The following is a 12,530-nucleotide window of genomic DNA, read 5'->3' as shown; positions in this document are numbered from 1 at the left end:
CCTCCTAAATGAGTGGTTTTACTGACTTTCTTTTACGAATTGATAGAGATAATAAAGATAAGTGATAGAAGAAAGGATAGCGATAGTGAGCAGTAAATAATACTTCCAACCGCTTGAGATGACCATCAGTTGTGGAAAAGATAGAATCATAAAGTATAGTGCTAAGTTAAGTGTGCGCGTTTTTGGGGAGTCAATCTTTAGATAAGTCAGTCCTTTGTTAAGTGCTAGAATAAAGACTAGCACGAGGAATGTCTCGTCGATTGGCAAGTTCCCTGAAATGATGATGAAGATGAGCAGAGAACTGAACAAAAGATGATAGGTAAGTAAAGTTAGTAATGATTTCATAGGTACCTCCTAATCCTGGTCTTTTTTAGCTCTTGCAATACGAAGTGAGTCGACAATATGCATCATCACTCCGAAAAGGAAAGCTCCCAGTATAGTTTTAAAAATATGTTTTGTATTTAGAAGAGAAGTGATAAAATTTGGATTTTCACTTGTTAGGGTATCAATGAGTGGAATTATAAAAAATATCACTATTCCATAAATCGAACCTGCTTTCAGACCAGGATGACGTAACTGTTTCTTTTCTTTTTTCATGAGTTTCCTCCTAATCATTATCCTGATCTTTCTTGGCTTTTGCAATGCGACGGGAGATGAGGAACTGTATGCTTGCCCCGAAGAAGATAGAACCGAGAATGCTTGCTACACCATTTCTTATAGTGAGAAGAGACTGAAAATAGTCCTGACCTTCACCTATGAGTATATCGAGAAGAGGAGTTATAAAAAATATCCATAGACCAAAGAACAAACCTGCTTTCAGACCTGGGTAGCGAAGTTGCTTACTTTCTTTCTCACTCAGCATATCTGGATCAATAGCTGTAATCCCTGTTTTTTTCATTTGGTAGGTGACATAGCCAGCAGCGATGAGGGCAATCGCTAAAATCAGAGGAGGATAGATTAGAGCCACTTCTTGAGGGTATTTATAGGCCAGAAGGAGTGGAATAAGATTTCCGAAAATCATCAGATAAAAGAGGATGATAAAGACTTGGTTACCGATACGATCGGCCTCGCGTCGTTTGTATTCGTCAAGTGGATCAGAAATACCGTATGTGCGCTTGATCAGTTTTTCAGTGAAGGTTTCTTTTTTCATAAGTTTGCTCCTTTTTTAAAAATCATCCTCCCAAAAGAGACTGTTGAGGTCAGTTTGGAGGCTGCGGGCGAGATTGAGACAGAGTTCCAGGGTTGGATTGTACTTGTCGTTTTCAATCATATTGATGGTTTGTCTCGAGACACCGATATCCTTGGCTAGCTCGAGCTGGGAAATGCCCAGTTCCTTGCGAAATTCTTTCACACGATTCATCTGGTCTCCTTTCTGAAGTGTGTCGTATATATTTGACTATATTATATTCTTCTATAGAACGAATGTCAAGCATATTTGACATATTTCTTAAAGAAATCTTACTTGTTTTTGGCCTATTTGTCTGACTAGTGCAAGCTGGTCGGATTTGTGGTAAAATAGATAAGATATGACAAAAGAATTTCATCATGTAACGGTCTTACTCCACGAAACGATTGATACGCTCGACGTAAAGCCTGACGGTATCTACGTTGATGCGACTTTGGGCGGAGCAGGCCATAGCGAATATTTATTGAGTAAATTAAGTGAAAAAGGCCATCTCTATGCCTTTGACCAGGACCAGAATGCCATTGACAATGCGCAAAAACGCTTGGCACCTTACATTGAAAAGGGAATGGTGACCTTTATCAAGGATAACTTCCGTCATTTACAGGCATGTTTGCGCGAAGCTGGTGTTCAGGAAATTGATGGAATTTGTTATGACTTGGGAGTGTCTAGTCCTCAATTGGACCAGCGTGAGCGTGGTTTTTCTTATAAAAAGGATGCTCCACTAGATATGCGCATGAATCAGGATGCTAGTTTGACAGCCTATGAAGTGGTGAATCACTATGACTATCATGACTTAGTTCGTATTTTCTTCAAGTATGGTGAGGATAAATTCTCTAAACAGATTGCGCGTAAGATTGAACAGGCTCGGGAAGTCAAGCCAATCGAGACTACGACTGAGTTGGCAGAGATTATCAAGTCGGCTAAACCTGCAAAGGAGCTCAAGAAGAAGGGCCATCCTGCCAAACAGATCTTCCAAGCTATTCGAATTGAAGTCAATGATGAACTGGGGGCGGCAGATGAATCTATCCAGCAGGCTATGGATATGTTGGCTCTGGATGGTAGAATTTCAGTGATTACCTTTCATTCCTTAGAAGATCGCTTGACCAAGCAATTGTTCAAGGAAGCTTCAACGGTTGAAGTTCCCAAAGGTTTGCCTTTCATCCCAGATGATCTCAAGCCCAAGATGGAATTGGTGTCCCGTAAGCCAATCTTGCCAAGTGCAGAAGAATTAGAAGCCAATAACCGCTCGCACTCAGCCAAGTTGCGCGTGGCCAGAAAAATTCACAAGTAAGAGGAAAAATGATGGCAGAAAGAATGGAAAAAACAGGTCAAATACTACAGATGCAACTTAAACGGTTTTCGCGTGTGGAAAAAGCTTTTTACTTTTCCATTGCTGTAACCACTCTTATTGTAGCAATTAGTATTATTTTTATGCAGACCAAGCTTTTGCAAGTACAGAATGATTTGACAAAAATCAATGCGCAGATAGAGGAAAAAAAGACCGAATTGGACGATGCCAAGCAAGAGGTCAATGAACTATTACGTGCAGAACGTTTGAAAGAAATTGCCAATTCACACGATTTGCAATTAAACAATGAAAATATTCGAATAGCGGAGTAAGATATGAAGTGGACAAAAAGAGTAATCCGTTATGCGACGAAAAATCGGAAATCGCCGGCTGAAAACAGACGCAGAGTTGGAAAAAGTCTGAGTTTATTATCTGTCTTTGTTTTTGCCGTTTTTTTAGTCAATTTTGCGGTCATTATTGGGACGGGCACTCGCTTTGGAACAGATTTAGCGAAGGAAGCTAAGAAGGTTCATCAAACCACCCGTACAGTTCCTGCCAAACGTGGGACTATTTATGACCGAAATGGAGTCCCAATTGCTGAGGATGCAACCTCCTATAATGTCTATGCGGTCATTGATGAGAACTATAAGTCAGCAACGGGTAAGATTCTTTACGTAGAAAAAACACAATTTAACAAGGTTGCAGAGGTCTTTCATAAGTATCTGGACATGGAAGAATCCTATGTAAGAGAGCAACTCTCGCAACCTAACCTCAAGCAAGTTTCCTTTGGAGCAAAGGGCAATGGGATTACCTATGCCAATATGATGTCTATCAAAAAAGAATTGGAAACTGCAGAGGTCAAGGGGATTGATTTTACAACCAGTCCCAATCGTAGTTACCCAAACGGACAATTTGCTTCTAGTTTTATCGGACTAGCTCAGCTCCATGAAAATGAAGATGGCAGCAAGAGCTTGCTGGGAACCTCTGGAATGGAGAGTTCCTTGAACAGTATTCTTGCAGGGACAGACGGCATTATTACCTATGAAAAGGATCGTCTGGGAAATATTGTCCCCGGAACGGAACAAGTTTCCCAACAAACTGTAGATGGCAAGGATGTTTATACAACATTGTCTAGCCCGCTCCAATCTTTCATGGAAACTCAGATGGATGCCTTTCTACAAAAAGTAAAAGGTAAGTATATGACCGCGACCTTGGTCAGTGCAAAGACCGGTGAAATCCTTGCTACCACCCAACGACCGACCTTTGATGCAGATACTAAGGAAGGGCTGACTAAGGACTTTGTTTGGCGTGATATTCTTTATCAAAGTAACTATGAACCAGGATCAGCCTTTAAGGTCATGATGTTAGCTTCTTCTATTGATAATAATACCTTCCCAAGTGGAGAATACTTCAATAGCAGTGAATTCAAAATAGCGGATGCGACGACTCGAGATTGGGATGTTAATGCTGGTTTGACTACTGGTGGGATGATGACTTTCTTACAAGGTTTCGCTCACTCCAGTAATGTTGGAACGAGTCTACTTGAACAAAAAATGGGAGATGCTACTTGGTTGGATTATCTAAAACGCTTTAAATTTGGGGTTCCAACTCGCTTTGGCTTGACAGATGAATACGCTGGTCAACTTCCAGCTGATAATATTGTTAGTATTGCTCAAAGCTCATTTGGGCAAGGAATTTCAGTGACACAAACACAAATGCTTCGTGCCTTTACAGCTATTGCTAATGATGGAGTTATGCTGGAGCCAAAATTTATAAGTGCTATTTATGATACTAACAATCAGTCTGTACGTAAGTCACAAAAAGAAATAGTAGGAAATCCTGTTTCCAAAGAGGCAGCAAGCACAACTCGAAATCACATGATCTTAGTTGGGACGGACCCTCTATATGGAACTATGTATAATCACTACACAGGAAAGCCAATTATAACAGTTCCTGGACAAAATGTAGCAGTTAAATCCGGTACGGCTCAAATCGCTGATGAGAAAAATGGAGGATACTTGGTTGGTTCTACCAATTATATTTTCTCAGTTGTGACTATGAATCCTGCTGAAAATCCTGATTTTATCTTGTATGTAACGGTTCAACAGCCTGAGCATTTTTCAGGTATCCAGTTGGGAGAATTTGCCACCCCAATCTTGGAGCGGGCTTCAGCTATGAAAGAATCTCTCAATCTTCAATCTCCAGCCAAAAATTTAGATAAAGTTACGACAGAATCTTCTTATGCAATGCCTAGCATCAAGGATATTTCACCTGGTGAGTTGGCGGAAGCCTTACGCCGAAATATTGTGCAACCAATCGTTGTAGGTACTGGAACAAAGATTAAAGAGACTTCTGTAGAAGAAGGGACCAATCTTGCACCAAACCAACAAGTTCTCCTTTTATCGGATAAGGTAGAAGAAATTCCAGACATGTATGGCTGGAAAAAAGAGACTGCCGAGACCTTTGCTAAATGGTTGGATATTGAACTGGAATTTGAAGGTTCAGGTTCCGTTGTTCAGAAGCAAGATGTTCGGACTAATACAGCTATCAAAAACATTAAAAAAATTACATTAACTTTAGGAGACTAATATGTTTATTTCTATTAGTGCTGGAATTGTGACATTTTTACTAACTTTAGTAGGAATTCCGGCCTTTATCCAATTTTATAGAAAGGCGCAAATTACAGGCCAGCAGATGCATGAGGATGTTAAACAGCACCAGGCAAAAGCTGGGACTCCTACAATGGGGGGACTTGTTTTCCTCATTGCTGCAGTTGTGGTGAGTTTCCTCGTCGCTCTTTTTTCGAAACAATTGACCAATAATGTTGGTATGATTTTGTTTATTTTGGTCTTGTATGGCTTGGTTGGTTTTTTAGATGACTTTCTCAAGGTCTTCCGAAAGATCAATGAGGGGCTAAACCCCAAACAGAAATTGGCTCTTCAGCTGCTAGGTGGCGTCATTTTCTACCTTTTTTATGAGCGCGGTGGCGATATGCTTTCAGTCTTTGGTTACCAAGTGCATCTAGGGATTTTCTATATTATCTTCGCTCTTTTCTGGCTAGTTGGTTTTTCAAACGCAGTCAACTTGACAGATGGTATTGACGGTCTAGCTAGTATTTCCGTTGTGATTAGCTTGTCTGCCTATGGAGTTATTGCCTATGTGCAAGGTCAGATGGATATCCTTCTAGTGATTCTTGCCATGATTGGTGGTTTGCTTGGGTTCTTTGTCTTTAACCATAAGCCTGCTAAGGTCTTTATGGGAGATGTGGGAAGTTTAGCTCTTGGTGGAATGCTGGCAGCTATTTCAATGGCTCTCCACCAAGAATGGACTCTCTTGATTATCGGAATTATTTATGTCTTTGAAACAACTTCGGTCATGATGCAAGTCAGCTATTTCAAACTGACAGGTGGTAAACGTATTTTCCGTATGACGCCTGTGCATCACCATTTTGAGCTTGGAGGATTGTCTGGTAAAGGAAATCCTTGGAGCGAGTGGAAGGTTGATTTCTTCTTTTGGGGAGTGGGGCTTCTAGCAAGTCTCCTGACCCTAGCAATTTTGTATTTGATGTAAGAATGGCACCCTGATGTTTCAGGGTGTTTTTGCTTTTTTAAAAATATTGGTCAATTAAAGTCAAAATCCTTGACCTTTTCTGACTAATGTAGTATATTATGAACGTAAGGTAAATGAAAGCCTTACTAGAACGCTTATTTAAAGTAAAATAGAAAGAGGTGGGGTCTATGTTTAATCTAGAAATCTTCAGAAGTAAAGATAGTCTACTCCTGCTTGAAAAAGAAAAACCAGAAATAGTACCTAGAGTAGCGATTTAGCTAGTCTAAATTTTTTAAAACAAAGGTCAAAGATAGTCAATATCAGTAATCATAACTAAGTAAACAAAAGAGGTAAAGAATATGAATAACAACTTTAATAATTTTAATAACATGGATGATTTATTTAACCAATTGATGGGTGGTATGCGAGGATACAGTTCTGAAAATCGTCGCTACTTGATTAATGGACGTGAAGTGACACCTGAGGAATTTGCTCATTATCGTGCGACTGGTCAATTACCAGGAAATGCAGAAACTGATGGACAAATGCCACAACATACGTCAGGTATGAAACAAGATGGTGTCCTTGCTAAACTAGGTCGAAACTTGACAGCAGAAGCTCGCGAGGGCAAGTTGGATCCTGTTATCGGACGGAACAAGGAAATTCAAGAAGCATCTGAAATCCTCTCACGCCGTACCAAGAACAATCCTGTTTTAGTCGGAGACGCAGGTGTTGGTAAGACAGCAGTTGTCGAAGGCTTGGCACAAGCCATTGTGAACGGAGATGTTCCAGCTGCTATTAAGAATAAGGAAATTATTTCCATTGACATCTCAGGTCTTGAGGCTGGTACTCAATACCGTGGTAGCTTTGAAGAAAACGTTCAAAACTTAGTAAATGAAGTGAAAGAAGCAGGGAATATCATTCTCTTCTTTGATGAAATTCATCAAATTCTCGGTGCTGGTAGCACTGGTGGAGACAGTGGTTCTAAGGGGCTTGCGGATATTCTCAAACCAGCCCTCTCTCGTGGAGAATTGACAGTGATTGGGGCAACAACTCAAGACGAATACCGTAATACCATCTTGAAGAATGCTGCTCTTGCTCGTCGTTTCAACGAAGTCAAGGTCAATGCTCCTTCAGCAGAGGATACTTTTAAAATTCTTCAAGGAATTCGTGATCTCTATCAACAACACCACAATGTCATCTTGCCAGACGAAGTCTTGAAAGCAGCGGTGGATTATTCTGTTCAGTATATTCCACAACGTAGCTTGCCAGATAAGGCTATCGACCTTGTCGATGTTACGGCGGCTCACTTGGCAGCTCAGCATCCTGTAACAGATGTGCATGCTGTTGAACGTGAAATTGAGGTAGAAAAAGACAAGCAAGAAAAAGCTGTTGAGTCAGAAGATTTTGAAGCAGCTCTAAACTATAAAACACGCATCGCAGAATTGGAAAAGAAAATCGAAAACCACACAGAAGATATGAAAGTGACTGCAAGTGTCAACGATGTGGCTGAATCTGTAGAACGAATGACCGGTATTCCAGTATCTCAAATGGGGGCTACGGACATCGAACGTTTGAAAGATATGGCTCATCGCTTGCAAGACAAGGTAATCGGTCAAGATAAGGCAGTTGAAGCTGTTTCTCGTGCTATCCGTCGTAACCGTGCTGGTTTTGATGAAGGTAATCGCCCAATCGGTAGTTTCCTCTTTGTAGGACCAACTGGGGTTGGTAAGACAGAGCTTGCTAAGCAATTGGCGCTAGATATGTTTGGAACCAAGGATGCGATCATCCGTTTGGATATGTCTGAATACAGTGACCGCACAGCTGTTTCTAAGCTAATTGGTACAACAGCAGGATATGTGGGTTATGATGACAATAGCAATACCTTAACAGAACGTGTTCGTCGCAATCCATACTCTATCATTCTCTTGGATGAAATTGAGAAGGCTGATCCTCAAGTCATTACCCTTCTCCTCCAAGTCTTGGATGATGGTCGTTTGACTGATGGTCAAGGAAATACCGTTAACTTTAAAAACACAGTCATTATCGCAACATCAAATGCTGGTTTTGGCTATGAAGCTAACTTGACAGAAGATGCGGACAAACCAGAATTGATGGACCGTTTGAAACCATTCTTCCGTCCAGAATTCCTCAACCGCTTTAATGCAGTTATCGAGTTCTCGCACTTGACGAAGGAAGACCTTTCTAAGATTGTGGATTTAATGTTGGCTGAAGTCAACCAAACCTTGGCTAAGAAAGACATTGACTTGGTAGTCAGTCAAGCAGCTAAGGACTATATCACAGAAGAAGGCTACGATGAAGTCATGGGGGTTCGTCCACTCCGTCGTGTGGTTGAACAACAAATCCGTGACAAAGTCACAGACTTCCACTTGGATAACCTTGATGCTAAACACCTAGAAGCTGACATGGAAGATGGTGTTTTGGTCATTCGTGAGAAATCCTAAGACAGAATTTTGAGAATAAAAAAGAAGGAGCCAGCTGAAAAAACTGGTTCCTTTTTTGTGTTTAAATCACATGACGCTCAAAGGCATCATCTGAAATCCCTTGTTCCAAGATGAGTTTTGCCCATTCTTTAGCAGAGAAGAGGCTGTGGTCCTTGTAGTTTCCGCAAGATTCGATGGTTGTCCCTGGGACATCTTCCCAAGTAGTAGTTTCAGCGATTTCCTTGAGCGAATCCTTGATAACAGCCGCGATTTCAGCACTGGTGTGACGCCCCCACATAATCATGTGGAAACCTGTGCGGCAACCAAATGGTGAACAGTCAATCATACCGTCAATGCGAGTACGGATGAGTTTGGCTAAGAGGTGCTCGATAGTGTGCAGACCAGCGGTAGGGATTGAGTCTTCATTGGGTTGTACTAAGCGAATGTCATAATTGGAGATGATGTCTCCTTTTGGCCCTGTTTCTTCCCCAATCAAGCGGACATAGGGTGCTTTAACAATAGTGTGGTCAAGTTCAAAACTTTCAACAATAACTTCTTTTGACATGGTAAATCCTTTCAGTTTTCTAATTTCATTATAACATAAAGCCGGCTCCTGAGACAGAGAGAAAACCTCTCCGAGGGTGGAGAGGTTGAAATCGTTACTTGCGATACAAGCGGTCGTATTGGTAGTAAGGGTCAAAGGTTACATTGATACCTAGTTTGCGAAGGACATTCTTGTCTTCATCGGTTAAGATGATGGTTGAGTGGGCTTCGCTTCCTTTGAGGTTGCCAAGTTCTTCCATAGCACGAGCAGCATCAGGATTTTCTGTAGCTGTGATAGCAAGTGCAATCAGGATTTCATTTGAATGAAGGCGTGGATTGCGGCTACCCAGATGATCAATTTTAAGACCTTGGATTGGCTTAACAACTTCAGGTTCGATTAGTTTTACTTCTTTAGCGATGTCAGCTGATTTCTTGATGGCGTTGATAAGAGCAGCGGCTGTAGGGCCAAAGAGTTCAGAGTTCTTACCTGTGACGATTTCCCCATTTGGTAATTCAAGGGCTAGAGCTGGTCCGTCAGTTTCTTCTGCTTTTTGACGGGCAACGACAGCAACCTTACGGTCTGTAGGTGTGATGCCGAGGTCGTTCATGAGCAACTCGATTTTCTTGACAGCAGATTCGCCCACTTTTTCGGCTTTGAAATCAAGAACAGTCTGATAGTAGCGACGGATGATTTCTTGTTTAGAGGCTTCAATGGCAGCCTCGTTATCTGTGATAGCGAAACCAACCATGTTGACACCCATGTCTGTTGGAGAAGCGTATGGAGACTCTCCTAGGATACGTTCCAACATACGTTTGAGCACTGGGAAAATCTCGATATCACGGTTGTAGTTGACAGTGGTTTCTCCATAGGTTTGAAGATGGAAAGGGTCAATCATGTTGACATCATCAAGGTCAGCTGTGGCAGCCTCGTAGGCCAAATTGACTGGGTGATGAAGGGGAAGATTCCAAACTGGGAAGGTTTCAAATTTAGCGTAGCCAGACTTGATACCATTGATTTGGTCGTGGTACATATTGGACATACAGGTTGCCAATTTTCCAGAACCAGGTCCAGGAGCGGTTACGACAATCAAGTTACGACTGGTTTTGATGTAGTCGTTTTTTCCCATACCTTCAGGAGAAATGATGTGATCCATATCCGTCGGATATCCTTTGATTGGATAATGAAGATAAGAATCAATTCCGTTTTTCTCAAGTTGGTTGCGGAAGGCATCTGCAGCGGGTTGACCAGCGTACTGTGTGATGACAACAGAGCCGACAAAAATCCCTAATTCATTGAATTTATCAATCAAGCGAAGAACTTCTTGGTCATAAGAAATGCCCAAGTCACCACGTGCTTTGGAATGCTCGATATTGCTAGCATTAATGGCAATTACAACTTCAACTTGCTCTTTCAATTCTTGTAAGAGCTTGATTTTGTTGTCAGGCTCATAGCCAGGAAGCACACGAGCAGCGTGGAAATCTTCTAGCATTTTGCCACCAAACTCCAAGTAGAGCTTGCCGTCAAATTGGTTAATGCGCTCTAAAATGTGGTCGCGCTGTAGATTCAAATATTGTTCAGAACTAAAAGCTTGTTTTTTCATTTTTTTACCTCTGACCTCTATTATAATAAAAAATTGGAAGTTAGGAAACTCTGGACTTAAAAAAGGAATCAAAAAGATTAGGCAAACGCTTGCACAAAATTCCAAAAAGCGCTATCATAGACTGTAGATTATGAAGATAATGAGGTAAGAAGATGCAAGAAAAATGGTGGCACAATGCCGTAGTTTATCAAGTTTATCCTAAGAGCTTTATGGATAGCAATGGAGATGGAATTGGCGACTTGCCAGGTATTACCAGTAAGTTAGACTATCTAGCCAAGCTGGGGATCACAGCGATTTGGCTTTCTCCTGTTTATGACAGCCCTATGGATGATAATGGCTACGATATTGCTGATTATCAAGCGATTGCAGCTATTTTCGGAACTATGGAGGACATGGACCAACTAATTGCGGAAGCTAAGAAACGTGATATTCGTATCATCATGGACTTGGTAGTCAATCATACCTCAGATGAACATGCTTGGTTTGTCGAGGCCTGTGAAAATCCTGATAGCCCTGAGCGAGATTACTATATTTGGCGGGATGAACCCAATGATTTGGATTCTATCTTTAGTGGTTCTGCTTGGAAATACGATGAAAAGTCAGGTCAATATTATCTCCACTTTTTCAGTAAGAAACAGCCCGATCTCAACTGGGAAAATGAAAAACTTCGTCAGAAAATTTATGAGATGATGAACTTCTGGATTGATAAAGGCATTGGTGGTTTCCGCATGGATGTCATTGACATGATTGGCAAAATTCCTGACGAGAAAGTAGTCAATAATGGTCCTATGCTCCATCCCTATCTCAAGGAGATGAATCAGGCGACCTTTGGAGATAAGGATCTCTTGACAGTAGGGGAGACTTGGGGAGCAACGCCTGAGATTGCTAAGCTCTACTCTGATCCAAAGGGGCAAGAATTGTCTATGGTTTTCCAGTTCGAACACATCGGTCTTCAGTATCAGGAAGGTCAGCCTAAATGGCACTATCAAAAAGAACTGAATATTACTAAGTTAAAAGAGATTTTCAACAAATGGCAGACAGAATTAGGAGTTGAGGAAGGCTGGAATTCGCTCTTCTGGAACAATCATGACCTTCCTCGTATCGTCTCAATCTGGGGAAATGACCAGGAATACCGCGAAAAATCTGCCAAAACCTTTGCGATTTTGCTTCATCTCATGAGAGGGACACCTTATATCTACCAAGGTGAGGAGATTGGGATGACCAACTATCCGTTTGAAACACTGGACCAAGTAGAAGATATTGAATCCCTCAACTATGCGCGTGAGGCTCTTGAAAAAGGTGTTCCGATTGAAGAAATCATGGACAGTATCCGTGTTATTGGACGTGACAATGCCCGCACCCCTATGCAATGGGACGAGAGCAAAAACGCCGGGTTCTCAACAGGTCAACCTTGGTTGGAGGTTAATCCAAACTATCAAACAATCAACGTTCAAGAAGCGCTGGCAAATCCAGATTCTATTTTCTATACCTATCAGAAACTGGTTCAAATCCGTAAGGAAAACAGCTGGCTGATTCGAGCTGACTTTGAATTGCTTGATACGGCTGATAAGGTCTTTGCCTATATCCGTAAGGATGGCGACCGTCGCTTCCTAGTCGTGGCTAACTTGTCCAATGAAGAGCAAGTCTTTGTAGTAGAAGGAAATGTCAAATCTGTCTTGATTGAAAACACCCTAGCTCAAGAAGTCTTTGAAAAACAAATCTTAGCTCCATGGGATGCTTTCTGTGTGGAATTACTATAAACATTTTTTACAGAAAAATCTAAAATTGGAATCGTATAAAAACAAGGGAGGACTGTATGAAAGATAGAAATCCTTTGTTTTTTTATGACTAAAGTTTATAAACTTTCATTCTCAAAATTCAATTAACTTTACAAATTCCCACTATTTTGGTAAAATAAA

Annotated in this window: 12 protein-coding genes; 6 read left to right on the top strand and 6 right to left on the bottom strand. The window is 41.2% G+C overall.

The genetic code is table 11. From position 1 onward, the window contains the following. Positions 1-18 precede the first annotated feature (18 nt). Genes HWX15_RS03490 through HWX15_RS03475 form a run of 4 tightly spaced genes read right to left on the bottom strand, consistent with a single transcriptional unit; the run spans position 19 to position 1,360 of the window. Positions 19-345 carry a hypothetical protein gene (locus tag HWX15_RS03490; RefSeq protein WP_050222282.1) on the bottom strand — a complete coding sequence of 109 codons (327 nt, stop codon included), beginning with the start codon at positions 343-345 and terminating at the stop codon, positions 19-21. A 9-nt stretch (positions 346-354) separates the two neighbouring features. Continuing rightward, a complete protein-coding gene (locus tag HWX15_RS03485) occupies positions 355-597 on the bottom strand; it encodes a hypothetical protein (RefSeq protein WP_050222283.1) in 243 nt (80 codons plus the stop codon). Positions 598-607: 10 nt separating this feature from the next. Beyond that, the gene (locus HWX15_RS03480; RefSeq protein ID WP_175880297.1) at positions 608-1,150 is read right to left on the bottom strand and encodes a DUF3278 domain-containing protein; all 543 of its coding nucleotides are present in this window, start codon (positions 1,148-1,150) and stop codon (positions 608-610) included. Between the two features lie 15 nt (positions 1,151-1,165). Next, entirely contained in the window at positions 1,166-1,360 is a 195-nt protein-coding gene (locus HWX15_RS03475; protein ID WP_001082470.1) for a helix-turn-helix transcriptional regulator, read from the bottom strand. A gap of 166 nt (positions 1,361-1,526) precedes the next feature. Here HWX15_RS03475 and rsmH point away from each other — a divergent pair, with 166 nt between their 5' ends. The 5 genes from rsmH (at position 1,527) to HWX15_RS03450 (ending at position 8,488) form a co-directional block, all read left to right on the top strand. Further along, complete coding sequence (gene rsmH / locus HWX15_RS03470; RefSeq protein ID WP_175880296.1) at positions 1,527-2,477, top strand: 16S rRNA (cytosine(1402)-N(4))-methyltransferase RsmH; 951 nt, start codon at positions 1,527-1,529, stop codon at positions 2,475-2,477. A gap of 11 nt (positions 2,478-2,488) precedes the next feature. Then, entirely contained in the window at positions 2,489-2,806 is a 318-nt protein-coding gene (gene ftsL, locus HWX15_RS03465; RefSeq protein WP_000840840.1) for a cell division protein FtsL, read from the top strand. A 3-nt stretch (positions 2,807-2,809) separates the two neighbouring features. After that, the gene (pbp2x, locus tag HWX15_RS03460; protein WP_175880295.1) at positions 2,810-5,062 is read left to right on the top strand and encodes a penicillin-binding protein PBP2X; all 2,253 of its coding nucleotides are present in this window, start codon (positions 2,810-2,812) and stop codon (positions 5,060-5,062) included. Position 5,063: 1 nt separating this feature from the next. Further along, a complete protein-coding gene (gene mraY / locus HWX15_RS03455) occupies positions 5,064-6,044 on the top strand; it encodes a phospho-N-acetylmuramoyl-pentapeptide-transferase (protein WP_175880294.1) in 981 nt (326 codons plus the stop codon). A gap of 338 nt (positions 6,045-6,382) precedes the next feature. Continuing rightward, positions 6,383-8,488: an ATP-dependent Clp protease ATP-binding subunit gene (locus HWX15_RS03450; protein WP_175880293.1), complete on the top strand. Its 2,106-nt coding sequence runs from the start codon at positions 6,383-6,385 to the stop codon at positions 8,486-8,488. A gap of 61 nt (positions 8,489-8,549) precedes the next feature. On the opposite strand, the gene HWX15_RS03445 is transcribed toward HWX15_RS03450, so the two are convergent. Next, entirely contained in the window at positions 8,550-9,032 is a 483-nt protein-coding gene (locus HWX15_RS03445; RefSeq protein ID WP_000032547.1) for an S-ribosylhomocysteine lyase, read from the bottom strand. Between the two features lie 94 nt (positions 9,033-9,126). After that, positions 9,127-10,611 carry a DUF1846 domain-containing protein gene (locus tag HWX15_RS03440; protein ID WP_050259728.1) on the bottom strand — a complete coding sequence of 495 codons (1,485 nt, stop codon included), beginning with the start codon at positions 10,609-10,611 and terminating at the stop codon, positions 9,127-9,129. 152 nt (positions 10,612-10,763) lie between these two features. On the opposite strand from HWX15_RS03440, the gene HWX15_RS03435 reads away from it, so the two are divergent. After that, the gene (locus tag HWX15_RS03435) at positions 10,764-12,371 is read left to right on the top strand and encodes a glycoside hydrolase family 13 protein (RefSeq protein WP_175880292.1); all 1,608 of its coding nucleotides are present in this window, start codon (positions 10,764-10,766) and stop codon (positions 12,369-12,371) included. Positions 12,372-12,530: the final 159 nt, after the last annotated feature.

The organism is Streptococcus thalassemiae, assembly GCF_903645285.1.
GTDB lineage: Bacteria > Bacillota > Bacilli > Lactobacillales > Streptococcaceae > Streptococcus > Streptococcus thalassemiae.
This window is presented reverse-complemented; position numbering and strand designations above follow the sequence as displayed.

What these genes read in the sequence shown, in the direction of transcription:
- HWX15_RS03475 (WP_001082470.1), bottom strand. Translation starts at nt 1,360, where the DNA reads ATGAATCGTGTGAAAGAATTTCGCAAGGAACTGGGCATTTCCCAGCTC.
- mraY (WP_175880294.1), top strand. Translation starts at nt 5,064, where the DNA reads ATGTTTATTTCTATTAGTGCTGGAATTGTGACATTTTTACTAACTTTA.
- pbp2x (WP_175880295.1), top strand. Translation starts at nt 2,810, where the DNA reads ATGAAGTGGACAAAAAGAGTAATCCGTTATGCGACGAAAAATCGGAAA.
- HWX15_RS03445 (WP_000032547.1), bottom strand. Translation starts at nt 9,032, where the DNA reads ATGTCAAAAGAAGTTATTGTTGAAAGTTTTGAACTTGACCACACTATT.
- HWX15_RS03440 (WP_050259728.1), bottom strand. Translation starts at nt 10,611, where the DNA reads ATGAAAAAACAAGCTTTTAGTTCTGAACAATATTTGAATCTACAGCGC.
- HWX15_RS03435 (WP_175880292.1), top strand. Translation starts at nt 10,764, where the DNA reads ATGCAAGAAAAATGGTGGCACAATGCCGTAGTTTATCAAGTTTATCCT.
- HWX15_RS03485 (WP_050222283.1), bottom strand. Translation starts at nt 597, where the DNA reads ATGAAAAAAGAAAAGAAACAGTTACGTCATCCTGGTCTGAAAGCAGGT.
- ftsL (WP_000840840.1), top strand. Translation starts at nt 2,489, where the DNA reads ATGGCAGAAAGAATGGAAAAAACAGGTCAAATACTACAGATGCAACTT.
- rsmH (WP_175880296.1), top strand. Translation starts at nt 1,527, where the DNA reads ATGACAAAAGAATTTCATCATGTAACGGTCTTACTCCACGAAACGATT.
- HWX15_RS03480 (WP_175880297.1), bottom strand. Translation starts at nt 1,150, where the DNA reads ATGAAAAAAGAAACCTTCACTGAAAAACTGATCAAGCGCACATACGGT.
- HWX15_RS03450 (WP_175880293.1), top strand. Translation starts at nt 6,383, where the DNA reads ATGAATAACAACTTTAATAATTTTAATAACATGGATGATTTATTTAAC.
- HWX15_RS03490 (WP_050222282.1), bottom strand. Translation starts at nt 345, where the DNA reads ATGAAATCATTACTAACTTTACTTACCTATCATCTTTTGTTCAGTTCT.